The organism is Roseibium litorale (assembly GCF_014842915.1).
GTDB classification, from domain to species: Bacteria; Pseudomonadota; Alphaproteobacteria; order Rhizobiales; family Stappiaceae; genus Roseibium; species Roseibium litorale.
Genome location: NZ_JACYXI010000014.1, coordinates 56,213 through 80,366, shown reverse-complemented (window position 1 = coordinate 80,366; position 24,154 = coordinate 56,213). Strand labels below are relative to the sequence as shown.

Below are 24,154 nucleotides of genomic sequence, written 5' to 3'. Positions count from 1 at the left end.
CTTGCCGGGTTACATTTTAGCGGGCAAACCCCTTCATCGATTAACTTGACTTCTGTACTCATATATAAATATATAGCAGCGATATCTATTTATATATGCATCTCGCCGGAGCCCCTCAAATGCCTTGCAGTCCGTTTCATTCGCGGTTCAAAACGACGTCTGTTTTTCTGTTGCTGACGTCCGCGCTGGTTCACCCGGTACTGGCGCAAGAAGCGGGCGGAAATGTAACCGTGCTCAAGCCGATTGAAGTCAACGGCGGAGGGGACGATCAAAACAGTTTCATCGCCGGAACCTCCAGCAGCGGAACGAAGACCACGACCGATATTGATCGGATTCCGCAGTCGATCTCGGTGGTCACCCGGAAACAGATGGATGCGCAGGGGGCGGAAAGCGTAGGTGGGGCATTACGCTACACACCGGGCGTGCGAAGCGAAGCTTACGGGGTCGATACACGCTATGACTGGTTCTTCCTGCGCGGCTTTGCGGCCCAGGACAAGGGACTTTATCTGAATGGCTTGCAGCTGCATTCCCAGTCCTATGCCAATTTCCACATGGATCCGTATAGCCTGGAACGGATTGACGTTCTTCTGGGCCCAAGCTCGTCGCTGTTTGGCGCAGGAAGTCCGGGCGGGCTCATCAATCTCGTTTCCAAGAAACCCGTAGACGAAGACTTCACAGAGCTTTCCATTCTCGGCGGCATTCCGAACAGCGGCAGCGTCGCAATCGACATCAATCGTGCCCTCAACGAAAGCGGCACGATGCTCGCCCGGCTTACGGCGCTTGGGCAGCTTGGCGAGACGCAAGTTGACAACGTCGATAACAATCATGGTTTCATCGCGCCGTCTTTTACCTACAAGCCGAATGAAGACACCCGGCTGACGGTCATGGCCAATCTGCAGAAGGACGATACCGGCACCGCGACCAGCTTCCTGCCCTATAGCGCGTCCGTCAAATCCGCATCCTACGGACGCATCCCCACGGACTTCTTCACGGGCGACACCAACTTCGACAGCTATAAACGCGACCAGTGGATGCTCGGCTACGAATTCGAGCACAGCTTCGAAAACGATGTGAAGTTCTCGCAGAGCACCCGCTACTCCAGCGTTTCCACCAACTATAAAACGCTTTACGGGGTTGGCCTCGCCAGCAGCTATTTCCCGGCTTATCCGGACACCTTGCTGCTGCGCCAGGCGCTGGCGGCTGACCAGAGCGTTGGAACCTTCCAGACAGACAACCATCTGGAAAGCGATTTCGACACAGGCCTGATGCATCATCGTCTGCTCACGGGCCTCGATTACAGCTATGAGGACTTCGACAACAAGAGCGGCTTCGCCAACGATCCGAGCGGCGGATATTACGCCCTGGATCTCGTCAACCCGGTCTATGGGATTGCGGTTACCACGCCGGACTATACGACGAACGCGCGCACCAAGACGCATCGTCTGGGTCTCTATCTCCAGGACCAGATCACCTTGGCCGAGAAGCTCGACCTGACGGCGGGGCTGCGTCACGACTGGGTTTACAAGGAGACGGAAAACCGGCTCACCGCGACGGAAACGTCCAGCCATGACTCCGCGCTGACGGGCCGGATCGGGGCAAGCTATGAGCTGTTCACGGGCTTTCGCCCCTACATGAGCTATGCGACCTCCTTCGATCCGCTGACAGGGACGGATGCAGCGGGCGTTGCCTTCGACCCGGAAACGGGGGAACAGTATGAAATCGGCGCCAAATACGAGGATCCGGAGGGACGGTTCCGCTTGACGGCCGCCTGGTTCAACCTGACGCGTCAGAACGTGCTGACAACCGATCCGAACAATACGGCCTATAAGATCCAGACCGGTGAAGTGAGGTCGCGCGGCATCGAATTGCAGGCAACAGCAAGGCTTCTGGAAAGCTGGGATGTTCTTGCGTCCTACACGAACTATGATCTTGAAATCACACGCTCGGAAAATGGCGACCAGGGCAAGGTGCCGGTCGGCGTACCCCAGCAGATGGCCTCCCTTTGGGTCAACCATAGTTTTTCCGAACAGCTGGAAGGCCTGCGTGTCGGTGCGGGCGCACGCTATGTCGGCAAATCCTATGCCGACGCGGCCAACACGCTGGAAGTGCCCAGTTACGTCGTTGCCGATGCAGGCATCGGTTACACCTACAAGAACGCAGACCTTTCCTTCAACGTGACCAACATCTTCGACAAGAAATATGTCGCAGCATGCGCCGGTGAGAACGCCTGTTACTACGGCGAGCGGCGGGCGCTTCAGGCAAAGCTCACGTTCAAATGGTGACGGTGAATGCAAACGCTACCCTCCCCGGCCAGAGCGGCGAAGCCGACCCGGCCGGAGCCGGATATTCTATCGATGGGCTTCATTACGCACGCGATGGCAAAGCCATTCTGACGGATATCAGCTTTGACGTTGCGCCTGGCCAGATACTCGGCATCATCGGGCCGAACGGCGCTGGCAAGAGCACCTTGATAAAACTGCTTGCAGGCGAGATACGGCCCGACCGGGGCTCTATCAATTTTCTGGAAAAGCCGCTTTCCCAATGGCGGGGGCGGCTGTTTTCCCGTGAAGTTGCCTATTTGCCGCAAACCTTGCCCGCCAGCGACAGCTACTCGGTCCGCGAACTTGTGACGCTGGGGCGGTATCCATGGCATGGCCCCTTGCGCCGGCTATCGCGGGAAGATCGTGAGGCCGTGACGCGGGCTCTGGAAGAAACAGATTCCATGCGTCACGCTGACCGGCTTGTTTCGACGCTCTCCGGCGGCGAAAGACAAAGGGTCTGGATCGCCATGGTGCTGGCACAGGCCCGGCGGTTTCTTCTGCTCGATGAGCCGACCTCGGCCCTCGACCTGGCACATCAGGCACGCACGCTGGAACTGCTGCGGCAGATCGCCCATCAGCGCGGCATGGGCGTTGTTCTGATCGTCCACGACCTCAACCTGGCTGCCCGTTACTGTGACCGGCTGATGGCTCTGCGCGACGGCCGGCTCGTGGCGGTCAGCACGCCGCATGACGTTATGTCAGCTGAAACACTGACACAGGTCTACGACATTCCCATCGAGGTGTTTCAGCACCCTGTGGACGGGCGTCCCGTTGGATACATAGCGTGATGCGTCATCTTCTTTGTGCAGCTCTGTGCTGCCTCTGCCTGGGCCAGGCCATCGCAGGCGACGCTGCCGCGCGGACCCCACCACGTGTCGTGCCGCTGGACTGGGGCCTCGCCTCAACCCTGTTCGCGCTTGGCGTGAAGGTCCCTGCGCTGGCGGAGAAATCGGGCTACGCCGATTGGGTCGGCCCGGAAAATCTGTCTGATGACGTCGTGGATCTCGGGCTCCGGCTGGCGCCTGACATGGAACGGTTGCGCAATGCCGATCCCGATCTGATCCTGATCACGCCGCAATTCTCAAGCATCGTGCCGCGCATTGAAACAATCGCAAAGACGAAAGTCTACGCGACGTTTACGCCCGAAAAGACCCCCTTGAGCAACTCGATCCGCATCGCCCGGGAACTGGGTGAACTCCTGAACGCCAGCGACCGTGCGGAGCAGCTTGTCGCAAGCACCAACGAGGCACTGGCAGATCTGCGCCGGAGCAGAGAGACCAAACCTGAGGCCTGTCCGGTCCTGGTCGTCAACTTCGTCGATGAGCGGCACGTCCGCGTGTTTGCGGATGGCAGCCTCTATGACGATGTGCTCAAGGCAGGCAACATCGAAAACGCCTGGCGGCGGCCAACCAACTACTGGGGGTTCGGCACGGCGCCGGCGAGTGCGCTGCTGGACTATCCCGATGCAGCGCTGATCGTCATTGGCCCGACGCCTCCGCAGGTCCAGCGTATTCTGGACGCAAGCGGCGGTACACAAACCTTTGACACACTTCTTCATCACTTGCCTGCCGTTGAGGCTGGGCGTCTGCGGATAATTCCTGCCATCTGGTCCTTCGGCGGTCTGCCCGAAGCGGCAAGGCTCGCCAAGGCGCTGACCTCCGCCAACCTACCGGAATGCCCGCATGACTAGTTCGAGACTCCCGCTTCTGCGGGTATGGCCTCTCTTGTGCCTGGCCGCCCTTCTGGTTTTCCTTGCCGGTTCCAATATCAGCGCTATCGGAGGCGGCAGTTTGTGGGGGCCAATCTGGTCCGGCACGACATCCGGGACAGCCTCCTCCATCCGGATGAGCTACGTTTATTCACCTCAGCTCGTTATGGCTCTTTTGTCCGGTTCAGGGTTGGGATTTGCCGGCTGTGTTTTTCAGCTCAGCCTTCTCAATCCGCTCGCGTCGCCCTCCACGCTGGGCGTCTCTTCCGGGGCGCAGCTGGCCCTCACCTTGACCTTGCTGCTGGCGCCGGAACTGCACGCATCGCATGCCTTTGCCATCGCGCTGACGGGGTCCTTCCTGGCGTGGGGCCTAGTGGCAGCAATCGGCGGCCGCCGGCTTGAAGATCCCCTGACACTGCTGTTGAGCGGCATGGCGGTTAGCTTCACTTTGGCTGCCGTCACCACCTGCCTGTTCATTCTCAAGGATCACTACCTCAACAGCATGTTCATCTGGGGAGCTGGCGATCTGGCCCAAAACGGCTGGGACGGCGTGCGCTTTCTCGCTCCCAAGCTGGTCTTTGGTGCAGCCATCGTTCTGGCGATGTCCCGGCCCTTGTCGTTGCTGGGGCTTGGAACCGGCGTGGCGCGGTCAGCCGGAGTGCCGGTTGGATGGGCGCGCGCAATAGTCCTCAGCGCTGCCATCCTGATCACGGCCGCAATTACGGCGGCTGTCGGCATCATCGCGTTTGTGGGACTGGCAGCTCCTCATATTGCACGCATGGCCGGTGCGCGCCGGGTCATCCCACAGCTGCTGACCGCAGCTTTGACAGGTGCGTTGTTGCTGGGCGTTACCGATCAGGCCTTGCAGTTCCTGTTGAAGAGCCTTGCCTCGTTTCTGCCGGCGGGCGCGCTCGCCGGGATGCTCGGCGCGCCTTTGATCCTCTATCTCATGCGCAAAATGGCAAAGCCGCCGGTGCAGCCGGAGCATTCGCTTTGGCTGCGGCCCCACATCATTCGAAGCAGAGCAGATCAGTGGCGTCTCGTCGCCATTTGCTGCATGGTTCTTCTCGTCTGCCTTGCCATTGCGCTGGGTCTGCCGTCCCTCGATCTGCCGCTCATTCTCGACTGGCGCGCTCCGCGTGTGCTGACGGCGCTGCTGGCAGGCTGCGCGCTTGGGTGTGCCGGGTGCCTTGGGCAGCGGCTGCTGGGCAATCCCATGGCAAGCCCGGAAAGCATGGGAATTTCCGCCGGCGCCATCATGGGAACGGTCCTTGTCCTGCTGATCCTGCCAGCGGCGGGAACCGTTGGACAAACAGCAGGAGCCCTGGGCGGAGCCCTGATTGTGCTGATGTCGGTTCTGTTCTACGGTCGGCACCAGGACTTCGACCCCCGCAGCCTCATCCTCGTCGGAATTGCGATTACCGCCATAGCGGATGCGGCGATCCTGATTTTCTTTGCGACAGGTGATCCCAGGGTCAGCCAGGTTCTCGCGCTGATGTCAGGCTCGACATATCGGGCAAGCTACGAGCTCTTGTCCATACCAGCCGGGCTCAGTCTCGTAGCTGTCCTGATGATCTTGCCAGCCCTGCGCTGGCTCGACATCCTGCCGATCGGGAACGGCACGGCACGCGCGCTCGGAATGCCGCTTGCGCTGGCCCGCACCGTCATCATTATTTCGATGGCTTTGTTGACGGTCGCCGCGACTTTGCTAGCCGGGCCGATCACCTTCGTCGGTCTGGCCGCACCGCAGATCGCCCGCGTGATCGGTTTGCGGTCCACCGGCAGCCATCTTGCCGGTTCCGCTGCTTTGGGAGGGAGCGTGATTGTCTTCAGCGACTTTGCGGGCCGGCGGCTGTTTTTGCCCTATGAGCTGCCTGCCGGTCTGATGTCGGTGCTGATAGGGGCATTTGGCCTTGTGCTGACCCTGACTGTCTTGAGATTTTATGGAAAACGGCGGCGTGGCCGCGATACAGCTGTCCGGGGAGTGGCAGCTTGAAGCGGCCAATGGGTCCTTTGATATGGATGGGCTGTGCGTAGATCTTGCGGGAGAGGACCGGTGACAATGCGGGAAGAGGAGAATGACGGGGGGCCCGGAGAGACACGCCATGCAGCGCTATCCCTGGAGCGGCTGGCTGTCCAGTTACTCCAGTACCGGCCCCGTGAGGCGCGGACCAACGACCTCAGCACCCAGCAGATCATCATCATGGCCGCCATCGCGGATCGGCCCGGCTGCGGCGTAAATGCCTTGTCGGCACAAACCGGCATGTTCCAGTCGACCATCAGCCGCAGCCTCTCGGGGCTCTTGAAAAAGGGACTTGTCCGGCGGGAAAAGTCGCCAAAGGACACCCGGGCTGTTGAACTCTTCTTGAGCGACGAGGGCCAGCGCATAATCAGCAGCACACGCCAGGAATGGCGGGACCGGGTGTCGGCAATGCTTGCAGAGATGGTGCCCTCCGACAGAGCAAGCTTACTGACTGGGCTTGACCTGCTGGTGCGCGCCATTCCGCGCCTCTCAGACTGACCTGGTCCCGGAAATCCGGACAGGTTGCTAAGGTGTATCCTATTGATTTGAAGGGATACGAGATTGGCGAAACGCCGGAATTTTTCGGACGCGCTTAAAGCGAAGGCCGCGCTTGAGGCTTTGCGCGGTGACAAGACGATCCAGGAGATCGCGGCCAAGTATCAGGTCCATCCGAACCAGGTGAGCCCATGGAAACGTCAGGCTGTCGAAGGCATGGCGGATGTGTCCGCCCGTGGGGGCAAATCCGAGGGACCGACGGAAGCGGAGGTGAAGGAACTGCATGCCAAGATCGGGAGGCTGACCGGTGAGCGGGACCTTCCTTTGAATAGATGTAGCGGTAGATGGTTTCCTGGCAGACCCTGTGCGCAGCACCTTCATAGCACATGCGGCCCGCTATCTGTTCCGGCGACCAGCCGGCTTCCAGCTTTCCAATCACTTCAGTCCTCAGGTCTTCGCGGCGAAAGAGTTTGCCGGTCCGTCTACGCCGATCACGTGCCATGTCATTGGCGGTCAACGCCCAGTAGCCATCGGCATCAGGGAACTGACGATCATGCCAGTAGTTGCGTCTGATCTCTCTAGAGATAGTCGCACGGTCCCGGCCGAGACGTCTGGCTATCTCTGACTGGCTGCACTTTTGTTCTCGCATACGGGAAATCGTTTTGCGTTCTTCAAAACTCAAATGGGCAAAAGGTCCGGCTCAAAACATCGCTCCCGAAAAGCAGGCAGCTTAACGCCTTTGTTGCAGTTCGGGATAGAATGTGCCCGGGCCATACATCAGAATCGGGTAAGATAGCTTATGGAACCTAATTGCTATCCCCGCCAGCCATCGCGGGCCTGAATTGCCCATTTAACCTTCTATCCGTCTCAGCCAGGGGGCGGCGCCGACAAAAGGGCCTTGATTTCCTCCCCGGCCAGCAAGGCTTCGCCGTTGGCGCGGATATAGTCGAGGACGGTCTTCATCGCCGGATCCAGCGTGACATCGCTCCGGTGCAGGACGAACCAGTGCCGCACGATGGGCAAAGGCGCGGCCCGGACGAGGGCAAGGCGGCCCGATTTCAGTTCCTCAATGATCGTATGCGCGGAAATGAGGGCAATGCCGAGCCCGGCAATCACGGCCTGCTTGATCGACTCGTTCGATTCCATTTCCGTGAAGGTGAAGGTCTGGCCTTCTCCCAGCTGATCAAGAAAGCGCATGGACAGGATGCGCGTTCCAGACCCCGGCTCGCGCATGATAAAATTCTCCTTCAGGATGTCCCCCTTGCCGGCCTTGCCTTCCAGCACCAGCGGATGGTCCGGGCGGGCAATCAGCACGTGGGGATGATCGCCGATGTTGTAGGCGGTGACGACTGGCTGGCGCGGCGGACGGCCCATGATCGCAAGGTCGATCTTGCCGGAGCCCAGATTGGAAATGGTCCGGTCCCGGTTCCCCACCTGCAGAACCACCGCAATGGAGGGAAAATCCCGCTTGAGCTGGGCGACGATGGAGGGCGCAAAATACTTGCCGGTACTGACCACCCCTAGGACCACACGCCCTGCCTGGCCCATTTTCATCGCTTCGATGCGGCCAATGGCTCTCGTCAAGGCCGACAGGGAGACGTCATGAGCATCAAGAAGTGCCCGGCCCGCTGACGTCGCCTCGAAACGTCCTGTCCGGCTGCGATTGACAAGAGCGCAGCCGAAATTCTCCTCCAGCACCCTCAGCTGCGTGTGAACTGCTGGAGGAGTCAGACCCAGAATATCCGCAGATGCGCTGATGCTGCCTGTTTCCACGACGGCAGAAAGAGCCCGCAACTGCTTGAACGTGATGGTGTTTAGGATTGTCATTTAATTTTTTTGAATAGATCTTCTGAACTTTTAAATTCAGTTTACGCTCAAAAGGGCGAATATCAAGGCCAGCCCACAAGGACGGGAGGCCTTGATGAACGCGATCCAACCGGTCATAGAACCGCATCACATTCCAGCCGGCAGCCTTGCCCTGATCACCGGCCTGTGCCGTGTCGCGGAAGCCCTGTCGCGGAGCATCGCAATGGGCCCCCTTGCCGGAGCCCTTGGGCGCGAAGTCGGGCAGAACGCCGATGGCGATACCCAGAAAGCGCTCGATCTTCAGGCCGACATTGCCTTTTGCTCCGCAATCCGGAACTGCGGCGTTCGCTGGTATGCATCGGAAGAGCAGGACGAGATCCAGGAACTGGCGCCGGAGGGACGGTTTGCTCTCGCAATCGATCCGCTCGACGGGTCTTCCAACATCGATGTCAACGTGTCGATCGGCACCATCTTTTCCGTCTTTGAAGCCAAAGCGGATGCCGAAGGGTCCTTTCTCCGGCCGGGCCGGGAACAGATTGCTGCGGGCTATTTCATCTACGGACCGCAAACAGCGCTGATCCTGACCTTTGGCGCCGGTGTGCAGCACTATGTGCTTGAGCCCATGACCCGCCGCTTCCGGCTGGCGAATGACCGCCTCCTCATTCCGGAAAGCTCCAGTGAATTTGCCATAAACGCGTCGAACTACCGGCACTGGTCCAGGCCTGTGCGCGCCTATATCGACGATTGCCTGGCCGGCGACCAGGGCCCGCGCGCAAAGAACTTCAACATGCGCTGGGTGGCCTCTCTGGTGGCTGAAACGCACCGGATTTTAAGCCGCGGAGGCATCTTTCTTTATCCGTCGGACAGCCGCCCCGGTTACGAAAAAGGGCGCCTGCGCACCGTTTATGAATGCGCCCCGATTGCCTTTCTCATTGAGCAGGCTGGCGGCAGGGCCACCTCCGGATCAGACCGGTTGCTCGATCACACAGCCGTAACGCTGCACGAGCGGACGCCTTTTGTCTTCGGAACCGCAGACAAGGTCGACCGGGTCACTGCCTATCACGACCTGCCGGAGCAAGAGGTCTCTGCCCTGTTCGGAGCCCGCGGCTTGTTCCGCAGCTGACGCCAGCGCCCCTGAAAACGCAGCAGAAATTAGAGGATCAACATGTCCAAGAAACATCCGATCATCTCGGTGACCGGCTCATCAGGCGCGGGCACAACCACGGTCAAGAGCACCTTCGACCAGATCTTCCGGCGCGAGGGCATCAAAACTGTCTCGATCGAGGGTGACGCGTTTCACCGCTACGACCGGGCGCAGATGAAGACGGAGCTCGATACGCGAAAGGCCGCGGGCGACGAGACTTTCAGCCATTTCAGCTATGACGCCAACGAACTGGAAAAGCTGGAAAGTGTCTTCCGTACCTACGGCGAAACAGGACGGGGAGAAACCCGCCGCTACATTCATGACGAGGACGAGGCCGGACGCTACGGCGCCGCGCCTGGAACCTTCACCGATTGGGCTCCGTTCGAGGACGGTTCAGACCTTCTGTTCTATGAAGGCCTTCACGGCGCGGTCGTCAATGACACGGTCAATCTGTCAGCCCTTGCAGATCTGAAGATCGGCGTGGTCCCGGTCATCAACCTTGAATGGATCCAGAAGATCCACCGGGACAAGGCGCGGCGCGGCTATACGACGGAAGCCGTTACGGACACGATCCTCCGGCGCATGCACGCCTATGTGCACTGTATTTGTCCGCAATTCACCGAAACGGACATCAACTTTCAGCGCGTTCCGGTGGTCGACACCTCCAATCCCTTCATTGCCCGCTGGATCCCGACGCCGGACGAAAGCCTTGTTGTCATCCGCTTCAAGAACCCGCGCGGCATCGACTTCGCCTACCTGCGGACCATGATCCACGACAGCTGGCTGACCCGGGCCAACTCCATCGTCATTCCCGGCGGCAAGATGGATCTGGCGATGCAGCTGATCTTCACCCCGATGATCCTGCGCCTTGTCAGCGAATCCCGGCGCACCTGAAGGAGCCTGTCATGAACGTCCACACTCCGGCTCAGACCAGCGAAACCCTGATGGCCAATGCAATCCGTGTCCTTGCGATGGATGCGGTCGAGGCGGCCAACTCCGGACATCCTGGCGCTCCCATGGGTCTTGCCGATGTCGCCACCGTGCTCTTCAACCGCTTCCTGAAGGTCGACCCCTCGGACCCGGCCTGGCCCGACCGCGACCGTTTCGTTCTCAGCGCCGGTCACGCGTCGATGCTGATCTACGCGATCCATCATCTGCTTGGCTACGATGACATGGATGCCGGACAGCTCCGGAACTTCCGCCAGCTCGGCGCGCGCACCGCGGGCCATCCCGAATATGGCCATGCCAAGGGGATCGAGACGACAACGGGGCCTCTCGGCCAGGGCATTGCTACTGCTGTCGGCATGGCGCTTGCCGAACGGATGCAGAATGCGCGCTTTGGCGATGCGCTGGTGGATCATTTCACCTATGTGCTCGCCGGTGACGGATGCCTGATGGAAGGGATCAGCCACGAAGCCATAGACCTGGCCGGTCATCTCGGCCTTGGACGCCTGATCGTTTTCTGGGACGACAACCGCATTACCATCGACGGGCCGACGGATCTGTCGACCTCGATGGATCAGATGAAGCGGTTCGAGGCAGCTGGCTGGCACGTCTTGAGCGTGGACGGCCACGATGCGGAAGCCATCGCTGCCGCTATCACGGATGCCCGCCGCGAAACCGGACGCCCCTCAATGATTGCCTGCCGGACAGTCATCGGGAAAGGCGCTCCCACCATGGCCGGCAGCCACAAGGTTCATGGCGCCCCGCTTGGCGCGCAGGAAATCACCGCTGCCAAAGAGGCCATGGGCTGGACCGCCTCCCCCTTCGAGGTTCCAGCTGCGGTCAAGCATGCCTGGGAAGCTGTCGCCGACCGGGGCAGGCAGGCGCGCCGCCTCTGGGAGGCGGGCAAGCAGGGCCACCCTTTGAAACAGTCTTTCGAGGCCAGTCTCGCGCGGCCCGATACCGGAGCACTCGCCGCGGCAATTGTCGCGTACAAGGCAAAGCTGAGCACTGAGGCCCCAAATCTTGCCACCCGCAAGGCCTCGGAGCTGGCATTAGAAGTTGTCGCGGCGGCCCTGCCGAACGCCGTTGGCGGTTCCGCCGACCTGACCGGCTCCAACAACACCCGCACCAGCGGCATGCGCGCCGTTTCCAGGGGCAATTACCGCGGCAATTACCTGCATTTCGGCATCCGCGAACACGGAATGGCAGCCGCCATGAACGGCATTGCCCTGCATGGCGGCTTCGTCATCTACGGCGGGACCTTCCTCGCCTTCGCCGATTACTGCCGGCCCGCCATCCGGCTCTCCGCTCTCATGGGGGTTCCGGTGACTTACGTCATGACCCACGACAGCATCGGTCTTGGCGAGGACGGCCCGACCCATCAGCCGGTGGAGACCATCGCCTCGCTGCGGGCCATCCCGAACCTCACCGTCATCCGCCCGGCCGACGCCGTCGAAACCGCGGAAGCCTGGGAGATTGCGGTCACGGCCCAAAAGACCCCGACGGTGCTCTGTCTCTCCCGGCAAGGCCTGCCGACGGTGCGCAAGGATCATACGATCGAAAACAAGACCCGCCGTGGCGCCTATTTGCTGAGGGACACCAACGGACCGCGTCACGTCACGCTGATCGCCACCGGTTCAGAAGTCGAGATCGCGCTGACAGCGGCAGATCTCCTCGCAGTGAACGGCATCAAGGCCGCCGTTGTCTCCGCACCGTCGTTCGAACTCTTTGCCCGGCAGCAAAAAGCCTACCGTGAAGCGGTGCTCGGAACGGCTCCCCGCGTTGGTGTCGAAGCCGCCGTGCGTCAGGGCTGGGACAGCCTCATCGGCCCGGAAGACGCTTTCATCGGCATGACCGGTTTCGGAGCTTCGGCCCCTGCCCCAGAGCTCTACGAGCATTTCGGCATCACCCCGGCCGCGGTCGCAGCAGCCGCCAAGGCCCTTCTGTAACCTTTGAGGAGTTTCCCATGGCGCTCATCACTCTCCGGCAACTCCTGGACCATGCGGCTGAACATGCCTACGGCGTCCCGGCGTTCAACATCAACAACATGGAGCAGGGCCTGGCAATCCTGCGCGCGGCAGAGAGCTGCGACGCTCCCGTCATCCTTCAGGCCAGCCGCGGCGCGCGCTCCTATGCCGGCGACGTTATGCTGCGCAACATCGTCTCGGCTCTGGCCGAAATGCATCCCGATGTGCCGATCGTGATGCACCAGGACCATGGCAACAACGAAGCGACATGCCTCTCCGCGATCCGCCACGGTTTCACGTCTGTGATGATGGATGGATCACTCGAGGAGGACATGAAGACCCCGTCGAGCTACGAGTATAATCTCGGCATCACCCGGCGCGTCACTAAGGCAGCCCATGCTGTCGGCGCATCGGTGGAAGGCGAACTCGGGGTTCTCGGGTCTCTCGAAACCGGTGAAGCAGGCGAAGAAGACGGCTCCGGCGCCCAAGGCAAGCTGAGCCACGATCAGCTTCTCACTGATCCTGAGCAGGCGATCGGCTTCGTTCTGGCCACCAAATGCGATGCCCTCGCCATTGCCTGCGGCACCAGCCACGGGGCGTATAAGTTCAGCCGCAAGCCGGATGGGGATATCCTGTCGATGGCCACGATCGAGGCGATCCACCGGAACCTGCCCTCGACCCATCTGGTCATGCACGGCTCCAGTTCCGTGCCCCAGTATCTTCAGGATCTCATCAATGAGAACGGCGGTGACATGCCGCAAACCTATGGCGTGCCGGTGGAAGAGATCGAGCGCGGCATCAAGATGGGCGTGCGCAAGGTCAACATCGACACAGACTGCCGCATGGCCATGACCGGCCAGTTCCGAAGGCTCGCCCGGGAGAACCCAAGCGAATTCGACCCGCGCAAATTCATGATCCCCGCCATGAAAGAGCTGGAGGACCTGTGCCGTGACCGCTTCGAGCGTTTCGGCACGGCCGGCAACGCCTCGAAAATCAAACCGGTCTCTCTCGACGACATGGCCAGGCGCTACGCAAGCGGCGCGCTCGACCCGCAAACCGCCGCCGCCAGGGCAGCATAGATCTCACAAGAGGAGGAGCTTCCATCATGCTCGACAAGGTTCAAACCGTGACCGACGCCAAGAAGAGATATTCTGCCGGCGTCATGAAATACGCCCAGATGGGCTACTGGGAACCCGACTACACCCCCAGGGACACCGACGTGATCGCGCTGTTCCGCATCACGCCGCAAGACGGGGTCGATGCGGTGGAAGCTGCTGCCGCCGTCGCCGGTGAAAGCTCAACGGCAACCTGGACCGTGGTCTGGACCGACCGTTTGACGGCCTGCGAAAAATACCGCGCCAAGGCCTACCGCGTCGATCCGGTGCCAAACAGCCCTGGCGAATTCTTCGCCTATATCGCTTATGACCTCGACCTGTTCGAGCCTGGCTCCATTGCAAACCTCACGGCGTCGATCATCGGCAACGTGTTCGGTTTCAAGCCGCTCAAGGCCCTTCGGCTTGAGGACATGCGTCTGCCCACGGCCTATGTAAAAACCTTCCAGGGGCCTGCCACCGGCATCGTCGTCGAGCGGGAAAGGCTCAACTGCTATGGCCGTCCGCTGCTCGGTGCGACGGTCAAGCCAAAGCTCGGGTTGTCCGGGCGGAACTATGGCCGCGTTGTCTACGAAGCTCTTAAGGGCGGTCTCGACTTCACCAAGGATGACGAGAACATCAACAGCCAGCCCTTCATGCATTGGCGCGACCGCTTCCTCTATTGCATGGAAGCCGTGACCCGCGCTTCGGCTGCGACCGGCGAGGTCAAGGGGACCTATCTCAACATCACCGCCGGCACGATGGAAGAAATGTATGCGCGCGCCGAATTCGCCAAGTCGCTCGGCTCGATTGTGGTCATGATTGATCTTGTCATCGGCTACACCGCGATCCAGTCCATGGCGAAATGGGCGCGCGACAATGACATGATCCTGCACCTCCATCGCGCCGGCCATTCGACCTACACCCGCCAGCGCAGCCATGGCGTGAGCTTCCGGGTGATCGCCAAGTGGATGCGGCTGGCCGGGGTCGACCACCTTCATGCTGGCACTGTCGTTGGCAAGCTGGAAGGCGATCCTGCCACCACCAAGGGCTACTACGACATTTTCCGCGAGGAATTTAATCCGCAGGCCCTCGAAAACGGCATCTTCTTCGATCAGGACTGGGCGTCGCTCAACAAGATGATGCCGGTTGCCTCCGGTGGTATCCATGCCGGTCAGATGCATCAGCTGCTGACCTATCTCGGCGAGGATGTGGTTCTGCAGTTCGGGGGCGGCACCATCGGCCATCCCCATGGCATTGCCGCCGGGGCGACGGCCAACCGGGTGGCGCTGGAGGCCATGGTCTATGCCCGCAACGCCGGGCGCGACATCTGGAACGAAGGACCTGACATTCTGCGAGCCGCGGCTGAGACCTGCACGCCGCTGAAGCAGGCGCTCGAAACCTGGAAGGACGTCACCTTCGACTATGCCTCAACGGACTCTCCGGACTTTGCACTGACACCTGACGTGTCCATGTGATCCGGCCCGTTTCACCGTCAGAATTTGGCACGGCCATATAGAAATTAAGGAGCAATCCCATGCGTCTCACACAGGGTCAATTCAGCTTCCTGCCGGATCTCACCGACGAGCAGATCCGGGAGCAGGCCCAATATGCCATCGACAAAGGCTGGGCCGTTTCGGTCGAGTACACCGACGATCCGCATCCCCGGAACACTTATTGGGAAATGTGGGGCCACCCCATGTTCGACAATCCGGATGCCGCCGCCGTGGTCTTCGAGGTCAATGAATGCCGCAAGGAACATGGCAGCAAATATATCCGCGTGATTGCCTTCGACAGCTCCCATGGCTGGGAGTCGATCCGGATGAGCTTCATCGTCAACCGGCCATCCGATGAGCCTGGCTTCCGCGTTGTCCGCCAGGAAGGTGAAGGCCGGATCATCCGCTACACCGTGGAAAGCTATGCCGTACGCGAACCGGAAGGCCGGCGCTACGCATGAGCATTCCACCGCGGGCCGCTCTCCTCCCGGCGGCCCGCCGTTTCTAACCGGAGAGTGATCATGAGCGACGACATACCCCCGAGACCAGCCGAGGTGGATCTCGCCGCCGCCTATGAGGAAAGCGGCGTGCGCGGCATTCTGCAAGAGCTCGAGGACACGATGATCGGCCTTGGTCCGGTCAAGCAGAGGATCCGGGAGACGGCGGCTCTTTTGCTGGTCGATCAGGCCAGACGGCAGCTGGGGCTGGCGACGGAAACACCGACATTGCACATGAGCTTCACGGGCAATCCGGGCACGGGGAAGACAACGGTGGCTCTCAAGATGGCCAGCCTGCTGCACCGTCTCGGCTATGTGCGCAAGGGGCATCTGGTGACCGTGACCCGCGACGATCTCGTCGGCCAGTACATTGGTCATACGGCCCCCAAGACCAAGGAAATCTTGAAGAAAGCCATGGGCGGCGTGCTCTTCATCGACGAGGCCTACTATCTCTACCGCCCCGAAAACGAGCGCGACTACGGTCAGGAAGCCATCGAGATCCTCCTGCAAGTCATGGAGAACAACCGGGACGATCTGGTCGTGATCCTCGCGGGCTACGGCGACCGGATGGACCGGTTCTTCGAGTCAAACCCCGGGTTCCGGTCCCGCATTGCCCATCACATCGAGTTTCCGGACTATTCGGACGAGGAACTTCTGCGGATTGCCGAAGCCATGCTGCACGGCCAGAACTACCGGTTTGACCCGGAAGCCCGCAAAGCCATGGCGGATTACATCCGGGCGCGCCGGACACAGCCGCATTTTGCCAATGCCCGCTCGATCCGCAACGCGCTCGACCGGGCGCGGCTGCGCCAGGCCAACCGCCTGTTCAGCGAGGCTCAAGGACCGTTGGGGGCCGATGCCCTGTCCACCATCTGCGAACAGGATCTGCGTGCCAGCCGGGTGTTCCGGGGCGGGCTCGATACGGGCCGGGTGGTTCAATCCACAGCGGCAGAATGACCCTTCACTCTTGAGAACCAGGAAGACCAGATGACTTTCGACCGATCCATAAAGATTGCCCCGTCGATCCTGTCTGCGGACTTTGCCAATTTCGGCCAGGAGATTGAGGCCATTGAGGCGCAAGGCTGCGACTGGGTGCATGTGGATGTGATGGACGGGCATTTCGTTCCGAACCTCACCTTCGGGCCGCCACTGTGCAAGGCCATCCGCAAGCACATCAAGACGGTGATGGACGTGCATTTGATGATCGCGCCGGTCGATCCCTATCTCGAAGCCTTTGCCGAGGCAGGCGCCGACGTCATCACCCTTCATCTGGAGGCCGGGGCGCACACCCATCGCTCCCTGCAAGCCGTCAGGGACCTCGAAAAGAAGGCCGGCCTCGCGCTCAATCCGGGCACGCCGGTGGAGGCCGCACTTCCCCTGCTGGATTTGTGCGATCTGATCTGCATCATGACCGTCAACCCCGGCTTCGGCGGCCAGAAATTCATCCATTCACAGATTGACCAGATCCGGAGGCTGAGAGCGCTCATCGGCGACCGGCCCATCCATATCGAGGTCGACGGCGGCGTCGATCCATCGACCGCCCCCCTGGTGGCAGAGGCGGGCGCGGATGTTCTTGTCGCCGGCTCAGCGGTCTTCAGGAATGGCAGTGTGGATCAGCCCTCCGTCTACGGCGCGAACATCCAGGCGCTGCGCGAGGCCGCCGGAAGCTCCAGATCCGAGGCCGCATAAGCGGACGAAACCCTTGTCCTGTCTCTGATCCGGAATATCTTTGGCTTCAACAGATCCTGCGATAAGGCGCCTACCCGGCGGCCTGGCTAATACCGGGAGACGAAAAATGGCAGCCACCCCGCCTGTCTGCGACTTCGGCTGGAAAGCCCCTCATTTCGATCTGCCAGCCACCGATGGCAGGCGCTATCGTCTTGAAGACATCGCTGGCCCCAAGGGCACGCTGATCATGTTCATTTGCAATCATTGCCCCTATGTGATTGCCATCCGGGACCGCATCCTGCGTGATGCCCGCGACCTTGCCGCGCTCGGCATTGGCGTTGCCGCCATCAGCTCCAACGACAGCAATGCCTATCCCGAAGACAGCTTCGCCAAAATGGCAGAGCTTGCGGAAGCGGAACAGTTTCCCTTCCCCTATCTCCACGATGAAGACCAGTCGGTAGCCCGCGCCTACAATGCCGTCTGCACGCCGGACTTTTTTGGTTTCAACGCTGCGCTGGAATTGCAATACCGCGGCCGGCTCGACGCCTCACGGCGTGAGCGTGAAGTCCCCGGTTTGCGCAGAGACCTTTATGAAGCCATGCGAGAGGTCGCGGAAACCGGCCAGGGCCCCGCGGAGCAAATCCCGTCCATCGGCTGTTCCATCAAATGGAAGCCCGCCTGACGCCAGCGCATTCTCCAAGCGTCCGCTGGAGCAACAGGCGCAGCCAGCTATGAGATTCCGAGCTTTGCGCGGTCATTTCTGCTGGGCGAAGAGATTTGTTCCGGATCGCGCAGGGGATTTTTCCGACGGCAGCAGCAGACGCGGCGGTCCAAATCGCCGCTTCATGCCGATTGGACGCTCGAGGTGTGAAATTAATTGAACAACGTACTATTGATGGATATGGTCAGGTCCAGTTTCATATCGATGGCTCCTCCTCATGATTGGCCTTCCCTTCGCCATGGCGAAATCTCCCCTCTTTGGGGACGGTGCAATAGCAGTCATTCCTTCCGGCTTGCTTGATGGCGGCAGCGGCCCCTTCAGCGGGTCCGCACTGGTCGCTTTCAGGGCCCTGATCTCCCTTCGCGCCGGCATCACCTCTGTCATGGTCAGCCAGCCGAAGGCGCGCCACCGATGACCACCGGCGCCCGTTTCTCCCGCCATCTCCCCGCCCATGCACCTGCAGCGGATCTCGGCGCCGTTCGCCGTTCTTGCCGCGCTTAACATCCTTCGAAAAGCCTTCATCTAGAGGAAGCCCGATGCCTTCGAAATCAAACCCTGCCGATCTCAGTGCACTGGAAGCCCGCCGGCTGATTGCGCGCAAGGAACTCTCAGCCACTGAATTGGCCGCCGCCTGCATCGCGCGGGTTGAGGCCGTTGACCACGCGGTGAACGCCCTTGTTGCCAGAGATTTCGAGCGTCTCCTGGAAGGCGCACGGGCGGCCGACAAACGGGTAACTGACGGCGAAGACCTGGGTCCGCTGCATGGTCTTCCCTTCGGCGTGAAGGACATGATCGACGTGAAGGGCCTGCCGACAACTTTCGGCTCGGAGCTCTTCCGTGACAACATCGCCCAAAAGGACGACGCGCTGGTCACTGCTATGCGGAAGGCCGGCGCGATCCCGATTGGCAAGACCAACAATCCGGAATGGAGCGCAGGCGGCAACACCCGCAACCGCGTTTATGGCGCAACAGGTAATCCGCATGATGTGACCCGCAGTGCCGCCGGTTCCTCAGGGGGATCGGCTGCCGCGCTGGCCTGCGGATACGCACCTCTTGCGACCGGATCCGATACCGGAGGAAGTCTCCGAAACCCGGCCGCCTTCTGCGGGGTCGTCGGCTATCGTCCAAGCCCCGGCGTCGTTCCCGGCAACACCCGCGCGATCGGCTACATTCCCATGTCGACCTCCGGCCCGATGGCGCGCACCGTGGCGGATGCTGCCCTGATGCTTTCCGTCATCGCCCGTCCAGACGGACGGGATGCCTACACAGCAGTCATCGATGGCAGAACGCTCTGGAAACCGGAAAATTTCGCCTGCCTGCCGCAAAAGAACCTGAGCCCGCTCAAGGTCGCCGTCAGCGAGGATTATGGCTTCGCTCCGACCGAGTCCCTCATTCGCGATCATTTCCGCAAGGCGGTAAACCAGCTTGCGCCTTACTTCACGGCGCTGGAGAACGCCACCCCGGACTGCTCGGATGCAGACCGCATCTTCTCGGTCCTGCGCGGTCTGCTTTTCGTCGGTATGCATGGCAAACGGCTTGACCAAAGCCCCGAGCAGGTTGGTCCGAACGTCCGCGACAACGTGATTGAAGGCCGGTCTTTCACGACCGACGACATGGCGGATGCTTTCAGCCGCCAGACGGCTTATTTCCATCGGTGGCAGGCGTTTTTCGAGACCTACGACTATGTGATTTCGCCCGCAGTTACCATCAGCCCGCGCGACTGGCACGAGCTATACCCGACGCACATCGACGGCAAGGAGACCAAGAGCTATTACCATTGGCTCGCCATGGCCTATGCCTCGACAATTGCCGGCCATCCTTCGATCACCATTCCCTGCGGGCACGATGCGAACGGAATGCCCTTCGGGCTTCAGATCGTCGGCCGCAGATATGACGATCTTGGTGTTCTGGCCGTAGCCGCCGAACTTGAGGCCATCATCGGCGGCCTCTCCGGCCTGGCCCCGCAAGCGCCGGATCTCGGAGCTCTTGCCAACGCACCTGCCCTCTCCAAGACACCGGGGTTCTTCAGTCTCTGAGGCCACGAAGACACTCCGCATAACCCAAAAGGGCGCCGCGAATGGCGCCCTTTCATTGTTTCAGCCGCTGGCTTCAAGACCACGAGCGGCAGCTTATTCCGGCTTGTATTGATCGACCATCAGCCGGAGCTCTTCGGTCCGCTCCACCGGCACGTCGCTCAGGACGCTGGCCATCGGCTTGGTGGCTTCCTTGAAGGTAGAAAGCTCTTCGCCGCTCGGCTCGTAGACGGCGATCCCGGCGTCGGCCAGACCCTTCTTGTGCTGTTTCTCGCTTGAATCAACCCAGTCGAAGACTTCCTTCAGCGCCGCATCGGACGCTTCCTTGAACTGGCCCTGTTCTTCTTCACTCAGACCGTCCCACCAGGCAGTGGAAGCAAGCACCAGCCGCGCGGACATAATGACCTTCGCATCGGTGAAATTGGAGAAAAGATCGGCCTGTCCAAAGACCAGCGGAACGAGGGAGGCGTTCACGTAGCCATCCGCAATGCCCGTCTGAAGCGCATTCGGAACTTCGGAGAAGGGAATGACGACACCGCTTGCGCCCATCATCTTGAACATTTCCAGCTGGTTCGGATCGAGCGCCCGCATCCGCAGGCCCTGCATGTCCGCAACCGTCTTCACTTCGTGCTTATTGTTGAAAATTCCGAGGAAGCCACCGGTCGGAACAACGGCCAGGATCTTCATGCCTTCCTTGGCAAGGGTCTCGTTTACCGTGTCGAGATAGCCGCTTTCGGTGAAGAACTTCAGCTCATGCTGAGGGTTCGCGAAAGTGTACGGCAATTGCAGCACCCGCATTTCCGGCACGAACTGCGTGGCAACCGCAAAATTGGACAAGGAGATGTCCAGAATTCCAGCGCGGATCTGGTCCAGCCGTTCGTCTTCGCCACCGATTGTGTCGCGCGGGAACTGCTCCGTCTTCCAGCCTTTGGCTTCGAGCGCTTTGAACAGATTGTCCGTATAGCGGTACGTGCCGGACTGATCACGCACCGGGTTTGAATCGAGTGCAATGTTGACCGACTGCGCCTCGGCTGCACCAGAAAGGGCTATAAGACAGGCGGCAGCCGCCAGTAGTATTTTCATGATCATGACTCCAGTGGGGGTTCATCAGCGTCTTTCCCGTGGGCAATTTCCTGCGACAGAACCCAAGGGGAAACGAGCGCGCCCAGACCGGCGAGCCCGTGAAGGAGGATCAAAACGATGGCCACGGGAAGCGCCGTCACCATCCATGCGGTGGACACCTCCAGTCCCTCGGACATACGCGGCAGCTGGCGTTCGACAAACGGCCAGCAATACCAAAGCACTGGAACAAAGAAGAGCCACGAGGCCACGAAGCGGGCAACGGCCTGTGCCCGCTGCCGCACCAAGGACGAGGCTGGTGCCTCGACCATTGCCGGATCGGCATGAAAGCGGAAGGCGGCGGACGCTCCGAGCAGCCCTCCCCAGACCATCAGCCAGCGCGCCAATTCTTCCGTCCAGAAGGGCGGCGATACGAAAACATACCGGGCAACAACCTGGAGCATCATCACAGCCAGCATGCCGAGAATACAGAAGGCGGCAATCCGCAGGGCGATCCGGTTCAGGAGACCGGAGAGCCGGTAGAGGGACTCGACGAGAAAAATCATGCGCAGGCCCTCACTGGATGAAGCCGGCAAGCCGCGGCAGGGCAAGGCTCAGCTCGGGAACGAAAGTCAGGATGAGCAGCACAACGAGCTGCACGAGCAGGAACGGCATCGCCGCCCTTGCAATTCCCCAGTAAGGCGTGCGCGAAACCGCCGACACGACAAGGAGCGCCGCGCCGAAGGGGGGCGTCACGATACCCAGCATCATGTTCACGACGATCACGATGCCGAGATGGATCGGATCGGCGCCCATGGAGATACCGGCTGGAACGAGGAGCGGCACGAGCAGGGCAAGGGCAACCGGAACTTCAAGAAACATGCCGGCGACGAGAAACACGAAGTTCAGCAGCAGCAGATATTTCCAGCCCTCGAAGCCGAAGCCGATCAGAACTTCAGCAAGCTTGGTCGGCAATTTCTCAAGACCGGCCAGATAGCCGAAGATCGCGACGCCGGAGAGCAGAATGAAGATTGAGCCGGAAAGGATGGCCGTGCGCTCAAGGCTCTCGATCAATTTGCGGACAGTCATCTGGCGGTAGATGATGCCCGCGAGAATGGAGCAACATACGGCAACGCCTGCAGCTTCCGTTGGCGTCATCACGCCAAAGACAATTCCGGAGAGAATGATGATCGGAATGACCGTTGCAGGCAGCGCATAGCCGGCGCGGCGGATGACCTCTGCCGCTGGGACTTTCTCGCCGGCAGGATGGTTGTGCCGATGAGCCAGCCAGCCATTCGCAAGGAAGAGCGCCAGCGCCATGATGATCCCAGGCACGATGCCAGCGACAAAAAGCGCGGCGACAGACGTATTCATCATCGCCCCGTAGAAAATCATGATGATCGAGGGCGGAATGATCGGGCCAATGACCGAAGAAGCTGCCGTGATCGCACCGGCATATTGCGCCGTATAGCCCGCTTTGCGCATAGCCGGAACAAGTGTACTGGACACAGAGGCCGCGTCCGCCATCGCGGAACCGGAAATGCCGGCAAAGAACACTGAAGTCAGGATGTTAACATGCCCGAGTCCGCCCTTCAGCCGCGCCATCAGCGCCATCGCAAGATCGATCAGGGCCTTTGTGACACCCGCCCTGTTCATGATCTCCCCAGCCAGAATGAAGAGAGGCATCGACATGATGGAAAAAAGATCGATATGCGCGATGATCCTCTGCGGAGCCGCCGCGAGGAAGCGGACACGATCCGCCGCGACGAACGACAAGATGGATGCCGCCCCGATCAGATGCGCCAGAACCGCTCCGCCGAGGAGAAGAACCGCAGAGACTGCGAGAATGAACAAGGCTGCCATTCGGGGTTCTATGCCTATGCCGTTTGAAGCGCGAGACCTTGCCAATCAGCCACGCTTGATTGTTGATAGAACATCGTTCTATACATTTATTGGACACCGTTCTATAAATGTAAACTGCAAATTTGCATTGGCTGAAGGCATTCGATCCCGTTGCATAAATTATCATCGACATGCCGGAAATTGAGACAAGAATGCACCAGGCTAAAGGAAAGTCCCCTCGTGGACGAGCAGCGGTCATTGGCCTGACCAAAGCCCAGGTCGTCGCCGCGGCTATCAAACAGATCGACGAAAAGGGGCTCCCCTCCTTTTCGCTGCGTGAACTGGCGCGCTCGTTAAACGTCTCGCCAGCGGTGATCTATTGGCATGTCGGCGGCGGCAAGGAAGATCTTTTTGCCGAGATCTCTGCCTCGATCACGTCCGAGCTGTCGCACGAGCTGGATCCAAGCCAGAACTGGAAGGAACGCCTGCGCGCTGTTTTCCTGCGCTACCGGCAACTCGTTCACATCCATCCGAACGTATCTCCGCTGCTCGGTGCGCAGATGAAATCAAACGGGGTCGCCAACCTGGACTGGGTGGAAACGGTTCTGTCGGCCCTTGTGGATGCCGGATATGAGGGGGAGGCCCTGAAGGATGCCTTTAATGCTCTGATCGGCGGATTGGCGGGCTTCGTAACGATGGAGCTCGCCACTGCCCCTACGGAAACCCAGGATGAATGGGAAGACCTCTTCGCCCGGCGCGTCGCCGGGATTGACCCCAAGCTCTATCCGATAACCCATTCGGTCCTTCCGACCGTCACCAATCGCATCTTCGTTCTACGCTGGCAGAACGGCGTGCGCATTCCCTACGACAGCAGCTTCGAGCTGCTGCTCGACCTTCTCATCGAGGGCCTCGACATGAGAGCCCGGAAGACAACGTGACCTCACAAGCTCAAAGGACCGACCATGCCGGCTATCCCGCAACCCCCGTTCTCCAAGTCCCGCCGCCTCGGCTCCACGCTCTATCTTTCGGGTGAGCTTGGATTTGATGCAAACGGCGGCCTGCCTGAGGGCATCGAGGCTCAGACCCGAAACTGCCTCGAGCGCATCAAGGCAACGCTGGAAGCCGAAGGCCTTAGCCTGGGCAAGGTGGTTTCCTGCACCTGCTACCTGACCGATGCCGCAGATTTCCAGGCCTTCAACGCGATCTATGCCGGTTTCTTTTCCGCCCCTCTTCCGGTGCGCACGACCGTCCAAAGCGGACTGATGCTGCCGGCGGCGAAGGTTGAAATCACGGTAATCGCAGAAGCCTGACCTCGATGCGCCGCCATGCGGCGCATCC

General features: G+C 60.5%; 23 protein-coding genes and 1 pseudogene. 19 read left to right on the top strand and 5 right to left on the bottom strand.

Annotated features, from left to right (window positions below; translation table 11 throughout):
• Window positions 1–230 precede the first annotated feature (230 nt).
• From IG616_RS19025 to IG616_RS23460, 6 genes are all read left to right on the top strand, one after another.
• Window positions 231–2,282 (top strand): TonB-dependent siderophore receptor, encoded by a 2,052-nt coding sequence (locus IG616_RS19025; protein WP_343072399.1) that lies wholly within the window; start codon window positions 231–233, stop codon window positions 2,280–2,282.
• A complete protein-coding gene (locus tag IG616_RS19020; RefSeq protein ID WP_192149837.1) occupies window positions 2,276–3,109 on the top strand; it encodes a heme ABC transporter ATP-binding protein in 834 nt (277 codons plus the stop codon). Before IG616_RS19025 ends, IG616_RS19020 begins: the two co-directional genes overlap by 7 nt.
• Window positions 3,109–4,011 (top strand): ABC transporter substrate-binding protein, encoded by a 903-nt coding sequence (locus IG616_RS19015; protein WP_192149835.1) that lies wholly within the window; start codon window positions 3,109–3,111, stop codon window positions 4,009–4,011. The genes IG616_RS19020 and IG616_RS19015 overlap by 1 nt, the downstream gene beginning before the upstream one ends.
• Entirely contained in the window at window positions 4,004–6,025 is a 2,022-nt protein-coding gene (gene fhuB, locus IG616_RS19010; RefSeq protein ID WP_192149833.1) for a Fe(3+)-hydroxamate ABC transporter permease FhuB, read from the top strand. Before IG616_RS19015 ends, fhuB begins: the two co-directional genes overlap by 8 nt.
• Window positions 6,026–6,091: 66 nt before the next feature.
• On the top strand, window positions 6,092–6,550 hold the full coding sequence (locus tag IG616_RS19005; protein ID WP_246476321.1) for a MarR family winged helix-turn-helix transcriptional regulator: 459 nt from the start codon (window positions 6,092–6,094) through the stop codon (window positions 6,548–6,550).
• Between the two features lie 63 nt (window positions 6,551–6,613).
• Window positions 6,614–7,120 carry a transposase gene (locus IG616_RS23460; RefSeq protein ID WP_425504199.1) on the top strand — a complete coding sequence of 169 codons (507 nt, stop codon included), beginning with the start codon at window positions 6,614–6,616 and terminating at the stop codon, window positions 7,118–7,120.
• A gap of 1 nt (window position 7,121) precedes the next feature.
• On the opposite strand, the pseudogene IG616_RS23455 reads toward IG616_RS23460, so the two are convergent.
• Both IG616_RS23455 and IG616_RS18995 read right to left on the bottom strand, forming a co-directional pair.
• Window positions 7,122–7,229, bottom strand: a pseudogene (locus tag IG616_RS23455) (helix-turn-helix domain-containing protein); the annotation flags it as partial.
• A gap of 185 nt (window positions 7,230–7,414) precedes the next feature.
• On the bottom strand, window positions 7,415–8,374 hold the full coding sequence (locus tag IG616_RS18995) for a LysR family transcriptional regulator (protein WP_192149829.1): 960 nt from the start codon (window positions 8,372–8,374) through the stop codon (window positions 7,415–7,417).
• A gap of 94 nt (window positions 8,375–8,468) precedes the next feature.
• Here IG616_RS18995 and IG616_RS18990 point away from each other — a divergent pair, with 94 nt between their 5' ends.
• The 11 genes from IG616_RS18990 (at window position 8,469) to IG616_RS18940 (ending at window position 19,918) form a co-directional block, all read left to right on the top strand.
• Window positions 8,469–9,476 (top strand): class 1 fructose-bisphosphatase, encoded by a 1,008-nt coding sequence (locus tag IG616_RS18990; protein ID WP_192149827.1) that lies wholly within the window; start codon window positions 8,469–8,471, stop codon window positions 9,474–9,476.
• Between the two features lie 42 nt (window positions 9,477–9,518).
• On the top strand, window positions 9,519–10,391 hold the full coding sequence (locus IG616_RS18985) for a phosphoribulokinase (RefSeq protein ID WP_192149826.1): 873 nt from the start codon (window positions 9,519–9,521) through the stop codon (window positions 10,389–10,391).
• 11 nt (window positions 10,392–10,402) lie between these two features.
• Window positions 10,403–12,391, top strand: a complete 1,989-nt coding sequence (gene tkt, locus IG616_RS18980) for a transketolase (RefSeq protein ID WP_192149824.1) — start codon at window positions 10,403–10,405, stop codon at window positions 12,389–12,391.
• A gap of 17 nt (window positions 12,392–12,408) precedes the next feature.
• Window positions 12,409–13,488: a class II fructose-bisphosphate aldolase gene (gene fba, locus IG616_RS18975; protein ID WP_192149822.1), complete on the top strand. Its 1,080-nt coding sequence runs from the start codon at window positions 12,409–12,411 to the stop codon at window positions 13,486–13,488.
• Window positions 13,489–13,514: 26 nt separating this feature from the next.
• A complete protein-coding gene (locus IG616_RS18970; protein ID WP_192149820.1) occupies window positions 13,515–14,978 on the top strand; it encodes a form I ribulose bisphosphate carboxylase large subunit in 1,464 nt (487 codons plus the stop codon).
• Window positions 14,979–15,037: 59 nt separating this feature from the next.
• The gene (locus tag IG616_RS18965; protein WP_192149818.1) at window positions 15,038–15,457 is read left to right on the top strand and encodes a ribulose bisphosphate carboxylase small subunit; all 420 of its coding nucleotides are present in this window, start codon (window positions 15,038–15,040) and stop codon (window positions 15,455–15,457) included.
• 60 nt (window positions 15,458–15,517) lie between these two features.
• Window positions 15,518–16,450: a CbbX protein gene (gene cbbX, locus IG616_RS18960; RefSeq protein ID WP_192149816.1), complete on the top strand. Its 933-nt coding sequence runs from the start codon at window positions 15,518–15,520 to the stop codon at window positions 16,448–16,450.
• A gap of 30 nt (window positions 16,451–16,480) precedes the next feature.
• A complete protein-coding gene (rpe, locus tag IG616_RS18955; RefSeq protein ID WP_192149814.1) occupies window positions 16,481–17,182 on the top strand; it encodes a ribulose-phosphate 3-epimerase in 702 nt (233 codons plus the stop codon).
• A 106-nt stretch (window positions 17,183–17,288) separates the two neighbouring features.
• On the top strand, window positions 17,289–17,843 hold the full coding sequence (locus IG616_RS18950) for a thioredoxin family protein (protein WP_192149812.1): 555 nt from the start codon (window positions 17,289–17,291) through the stop codon (window positions 17,841–17,843).
• Window positions 17,844–18,099: 256 nt separating this feature from the next.
• Window positions 18,100–18,297, top strand: coding sequence for a hypothetical protein (locus tag IG616_RS18945; protein ID WP_192149810.1), 198 nt, complete (start codon window positions 18,100–18,102; stop codon window positions 18,295–18,297).
• A gap of 121 nt (window positions 18,298–18,418) precedes the next feature.
• Window positions 18,419–19,918, top strand: a complete 1,500-nt coding sequence (locus IG616_RS18940) for an amidase (protein WP_192149808.1) — start codon at window positions 18,419–18,421, stop codon at window positions 19,916–19,918.
• A gap of 93 nt (window positions 19,919–20,011) precedes the next feature.
• On the opposite strand, the gene IG616_RS18935 is transcribed toward IG616_RS18940, so the two are convergent.
• The 3 genes from IG616_RS18935 to IG616_RS18925 are packed head-to-tail and all read right to left on the bottom strand — an operon-like array spanning window position 20,012 to window position 22,837.
• Window positions 20,012–20,998, bottom strand: a complete 987-nt coding sequence (locus IG616_RS18935) for a TRAP transporter substrate-binding protein (RefSeq protein WP_192149806.1) — start codon at window positions 20,996–20,998, stop codon at window positions 20,012–20,014.
• Window positions 20,999–21,000: 2 nt separating this feature from the next.
• Window positions 21,001–21,540 carry a TRAP transporter small permease gene (locus IG616_RS18930; RefSeq protein ID WP_192149804.1) on the bottom strand — a complete coding sequence of 180 codons (540 nt, stop codon included), beginning with the start codon at window positions 21,538–21,540 and terminating at the stop codon, window positions 21,001–21,003.
• 10 nt (window positions 21,541–21,550) lie between these two features.
• Complete coding sequence (locus IG616_RS18925) at window positions 21,551–22,837, bottom strand: TRAP transporter large permease (RefSeq protein ID WP_192149802.1); 1,287 nt, start codon at window positions 22,835–22,837, stop codon at window positions 21,551–21,553.
• 191 nt (window positions 22,838–23,028) lie between these two features.
• Between IG616_RS18925 and IG616_RS18920 the strand changes: the two genes are divergently transcribed.
• Both IG616_RS18920 and IG616_RS18915 read left to right on the top strand, forming a co-directional pair.
• Window positions 23,029–23,754, top strand: a complete 726-nt coding sequence (locus IG616_RS18920) for a TetR/AcrR family transcriptional regulator (RefSeq protein WP_192149800.1) — start codon at window positions 23,029–23,031, stop codon at window positions 23,752–23,754.
• Window positions 23,755–23,778: 24 nt separating this feature from the next.
• Window positions 23,779–24,126, top strand: coding sequence for a RidA family protein (locus IG616_RS18915; RefSeq protein ID WP_192149798.1), 348 nt, complete (start codon window positions 23,779–23,781; stop codon window positions 24,124–24,126).
• Window positions 24,127–24,154 lie beyond the last annotated feature (28 nt).

Excerpts from the sequence above, each read along its gene's own strand:
- IG616_RS18930 (WP_192149804.1), bottom strand. The coding sequence starts at position 21,540 with ATGATTTTTCTCGTCGAGTCCCTCTACCGGCTCTCCGGTCTCCTGAAC.
- IG616_RS18985 (WP_192149826.1), top strand. The coding sequence starts at position 9,519 with ATGTCCAAGAAACATCCGATCATCTCGGTGACCGGCTCATCAGGCGCG.
- IG616_RS19005 (WP_246476321.1), top strand. The coding sequence starts at position 6,092 with ATGCGGGAAGAGGAGAATGACGGGGGGCCCGGAGAGACACGCCATGCA.
- tkt (WP_192149824.1), top strand. The coding sequence starts at position 10,403 with ATGAACGTCCACACTCCGGCTCAGACCAGCGAAACCCTGATGGCCAAT.
- IG616_RS19015 (WP_192149835.1), top strand. The coding sequence starts at position 3,109 with ATGCGTCATCTTCTTTGTGCAGCTCTGTGCTGCCTCTGCCTGGGCCAG.
- IG616_RS18990 (WP_192149827.1), top strand. The coding sequence starts at position 8,469 with ATGAACGCGATCCAACCGGTCATAGAACCGCATCACATTCCAGCCGGC.
- rpe (WP_192149814.1), top strand. The coding sequence starts at position 16,481 with ATGACTTTCGACCGATCCATAAAGATTGCCCCGTCGATCCTGTCTGCG.
- IG616_RS18965 (WP_192149818.1), top strand. The coding sequence starts at position 15,038 with ATGCGTCTCACACAGGGTCAATTCAGCTTCCTGCCGGATCTCACCGAC.
- IG616_RS18950 (WP_192149812.1), top strand. The coding sequence starts at position 17,289 with ATGGCAGCCACCCCGCCTGTCTGCGACTTCGGCTGGAAAGCCCCTCAT.
- cbbX (WP_192149816.1), top strand. The coding sequence starts at position 15,518 with ATGAGCGACGACATACCCCCGAGACCAGCCGAGGTGGATCTCGCCGCC.
- IG616_RS19020 (WP_192149837.1), top strand. The coding sequence starts at position 2,276 with ATGGTGACGGTGAATGCAAACGCTACCCTCCCCGGCCAGAGCGGCGAA.
- fhuB (WP_192149833.1), top strand. The coding sequence starts at position 4,004 with ATGACTAGTTCGAGACTCCCGCTTCTGCGGGTATGGCCTCTCTTGTGC.
- IG616_RS18935 (WP_192149806.1), bottom strand. The coding sequence starts at position 20,998 with ATGAAAATACTACTGGCGGCTGCCGCCTGTCTTATAGCCCTTTCTGGT.
- IG616_RS18940 (WP_192149808.1), top strand. The coding sequence starts at position 18,419 with ATGCCTTCGAAATCAAACCCTGCCGATCTCAGTGCACTGGAAGCCCGC.
- IG616_RS18970 (WP_192149820.1), top strand. The coding sequence starts at position 13,515 with ATGCTCGACAAGGTTCAAACCGTGACCGACGCCAAGAAGAGATATTCT.
- IG616_RS18945 (WP_192149810.1), top strand. The coding sequence starts at position 18,100 with ATGATTGGCCTTCCCTTCGCCATGGCGAAATCTCCCCTCTTTGGGGAC.
- IG616_RS18995 (WP_192149829.1), bottom strand. The coding sequence starts at position 8,374 with ATGACAATCCTAAACACCATCACGTTCAAGCAGTTGCGGGCTCTTTCT.
- fba (WP_192149822.1), top strand. The coding sequence starts at position 12,409 with ATGGCGCTCATCACTCTCCGGCAACTCCTGGACCATGCGGCTGAACAT.
- IG616_RS18915 (WP_192149798.1), top strand. The coding sequence starts at position 23,779 with ATGCCGGCTATCCCGCAACCCCCGTTCTCCAAGTCCCGCCGCCTCGGC.
- IG616_RS18925 (WP_192149802.1), bottom strand. The coding sequence starts at position 22,837 with ATGGCAGCCTTGTTCATTCTCGCAGTCTCTGCGGTTCTTCTCCTCGGC.
- IG616_RS18920 (WP_192149800.1), top strand. The coding sequence starts at position 23,029 with ATGCACCAGGCTAAAGGAAAGTCCCCTCGTGGACGAGCAGCGGTCATT.